The organism is Intrasporangium chromatireducens Q5-1, from assembly GCF_000576575.1.
Classification (GTDB): domain Bacteria; phylum Actinomycetota; class Actinomycetes; order Actinomycetales; family Dermatophilaceae; genus Intrasporangium_A; species Intrasporangium_A chromatireducens.
The window spans coordinates 1-2729 of record NZ_AWQS01000373.1 but is presented as its reverse complement, the minus strand read 5'-3'; the positions used below and the strand labels follow the sequence as shown (position 1 = coordinate 2729).

At 72.8% G+C, this 2729-nt stretch carries 4 protein-coding genes; 2 read left to right on the top strand and 2 right to left on the bottom strand.

Going from position 1 to position 2729, the window contains the following annotated elements:
• Positions 1 to 194 (top strand): AMP-binding enzyme (locus tag N864_RS21205; RefSeq protein ID WP_034722082.1); only part of this gene is annotated, 194 nt, incomplete at its 5' end.
• Complete coding sequence (locus tag N864_RS21200) at positions 191 to 1411, top strand: acetyl-CoA C-acetyltransferase (protein WP_034722080.1); 1221 nt, start codon at positions 191 to 193, stop codon at positions 1409 to 1411. The genes N864_RS21205 and N864_RS21200, both read left to right, overlap by 4 nt.
• Before the next feature lie 106 nt (positions 1412 to 1517).
• Here the strand turns inward: N864_RS21200 and N864_RS21195 are convergent, their stop codons facing one another.
• Positions 1518 to 2144: a DUF3618 domain-containing protein gene (locus tag N864_RS21195; RefSeq protein ID WP_240474440.1), complete on the bottom strand. Its 627-nt coding sequence runs from the start codon at positions 2142 to 2144 to the stop codon at positions 1518 to 1520.
• Positions 2141 to 2620 carry a phage holin family protein gene (locus N864_RS21190; RefSeq protein WP_081794106.1) on the bottom strand — a complete coding sequence of 160 codons (480 nt, stop codon included), beginning with the start codon at positions 2618 to 2620 and terminating at the stop codon, positions 2141 to 2143. Before N864_RS21190 ends, N864_RS21195 begins: the two co-directional genes overlap by 4 nt.
• Positions 2621 to 2729 lie beyond the last annotated feature (109 nt).

The following is a 2729-nucleotide window of genomic DNA, read 5'->3' as shown; positions in this document are numbered from 1 at the left end:
GCCACACCACGACGAGCGAGGAGCTGCGCGACTGGTGCGCCGCGACCCTCGCCAGGTTCAAGGTCCCGGCCGAGGTGAGGTTCCTCGACGAGATGCCGACCACGTCCGGGACGAACGGCACCAAGATCCGCGCCGCCGCGCTCCGCGAGCTCGCCGCCACCGAGCTCGCCGCCACCGAGAGGACCCCCCGATGAACACCGACGTCGTCATCTGCAACCCGCTGCGCACCCCGGTCGGGCGCTACGGCGGCGCGCTGAAGGACTTCACCGCCACGGCGCTCGCCGCCCACGTGCTGCGTGAGCTCGTCGCCCAGACCGGCCTCGACGCGAGCACCGTCGACGACGTGATCCTCGGCCAGTGCTACCCCAGCGGCGAGAGCCCGGCGATCGGTCGCGTGGCCGCGCTCGACGCCGGCTTCCCGGTCAGCGTCCCCGGCATCCAGCTCGACCGGCGCTGCGGCTCCGGCCTGCAGGCGGTCATCGATGCCGTCGCCCGGGTCGCCACCGGCGCCGGCGACCTCGTCATCGCCGGCGGCGCCGAGTCGATGAGCAACGTCGAGCACTACACGGACCAGATCCGGTGGGGCACCCGGGGCGACGGCCCGATGCTGCACGACCGGCTCGCCCGCGCCCGCGTCACCGCCGGTGGCAAGGACCACCCGGTGCCCGGGGGCATGCTCGAGACGGCCGAGAACCTGCGCCGCCAGTACTCCGTCAGCCGCCAGGAGCAGGACGAGTGGTCGGTCCGGTCCCACCACCGTGCGGTGGCCGCCGCCGAGGAGGGCCGGTTCGCCGACGAGATCGTGCCGGTCACCGTGCCGGGTCGCCGCGGCCGTCCGGACACCGTGGTCGACACCGACGAGCACCCGCGCAAGGACACGACGGTGGAGAGCCTTTCGAGCCTGCGCCCGATCCTCCAGCGCGCCGACCCCGACGCGACGGTCACGGCCGGCAACGCGAGCGGGCAGAACGACGGCGCGGCTGCCTGCATCGTCACGACGCGCCAGCGCGCGGAGGAGCTCGGCCTGACCCCGCTCGTCCGGCTCGTCGGCTGGGGCGTGGCGGGCGTGCCGCCCGAGACGATGGGCATCGGCCCCGTCCCCGCAGTCGCCCTCGCCCTCAAGCGGGCCGGGCTCGACATGGCCGACATCGACCTGTTCGAGGTCAACGAGGCCTTCGCCGCCCAGGTCATCGCCTGCTTCAAGGAGTGGGGCTGGACCGAGTCCGACCTCGAGCGCGTCAACGTCAACGGCTCGGGCATCTCGCTCGGGCACCCCGTCGGCGCGACGGGCGTGCGGATCCTCGCCACGCTCGCGAACGAGATGCGCCGGCGCGAGGCGCGCTACGGCATCGAGACGATGTGCATCGGTGGCGGGCAGGGCCTCGCGGCCGTCTTCGAGCGCGTGCACTGACCTTCACGGCAGGGGTATGCCGCTCACCCTCCTGCCGCTCGAACGCCGCTGAGCTGGGACCGCGCCGACGCGCGGACCCAGCTCAGCGGCATACGGACTCAGTGCGTCAGGACTGCGCCTGCTGCTTCGCGTCCTGAGCCGACTCCTTGACGTCCTGCGCGGACGACTGGGCCTGCCCCTTGACCTCCTGGACGGAGTCCTGGGCTTGGGCCTTGACCTCCTGGACGGAGTCCTGGGCGGGGCCCTTGAGGTGGTCGGCCATCTCCTGGCCGACCTGCTTGGCCTCGTCCGCCGCGTCCTGCAGCACCGGCTGGGCCTTCTCCTTGAGCGACTGTGCCGCCTCGCGCTCCTTGGTCGACGCGGGCAGCAGCGAGCCGAGGAGGGCGCCGGCGCCGAGGGCGATCAGGCCTGCCGCGAGCGGGTTGCCCTGGGTCTTGCGCCGTGCGGAGTGCGCGACGTCGTGGGTGGTCTCGGAGACCTGGTCCATCGCGTCGCTGCCCCTGGCCCGCAGGTCCTGCGCGGTCCCGCTCGTCTGGTCGTGCAGGTCGTCGGCACTGCCCATGACTCGGTCCTTCCAGCCGCTCATCTGGCGGCGCATCTTCGTCTTCTGCCGGTTCGCGATGGAGCCGGGGGAGACGGCGTCGCCGAGCTGGTTGACGTCGCGGCTCAGGTTGCCGCGCGTGCGTTCGATCTCCATCCGGATCTCGTCCGGGTCGTTGCTCATGGTGGTCATCGGGGGTCCTCGTTTCCCTTCATGGCATCAGGTATCTGTTTCGCGGTCTCGACCGTCCTCGGCACGCCCTGGACCCGCTTGAGCTCGGTGCGCCCCATCGAGGCGAGCACGGCGGCGATGATGGCCCACACGACGGCGACGATGAGGGCGGACCAGCCGAGTCCGACCCAGCTGCCGATCAGCCACCACAGCGCGACCGACAGGAAGAGCAGGACGAAGTAGCCGGCGACGCCAGCGCCCCCGAGCATCCCTGCGCCCTTGCCGGCGCGGGTGGCCGACTGTCGCAGCTCGGCCTTGGCCAGCTCGGTCTCCTGGCGCACGAGCGTCGAGAGGTCCTGGGCGATGTCGGAGATGAGGTCGCCGACGGAGCTGAGCGGTTCGCCGGGCAGGTCGTCGCCGGTCCGGGTGCCGTCGGGTGCACCGGCGTACGCACCGGTATGGCCGGCGGGCGCACCACCTGGCGCTGCGCCGGTCATTCCGGCGGGGGGCGCGGCGAACTCGTCGTCGTAGAGCGGCTGCTCAGCCACGCCGGGTGTGCCGGCCATGTCCGGGACGCCGACCGGCGGGGCCGGCCCGGTCGCCGGC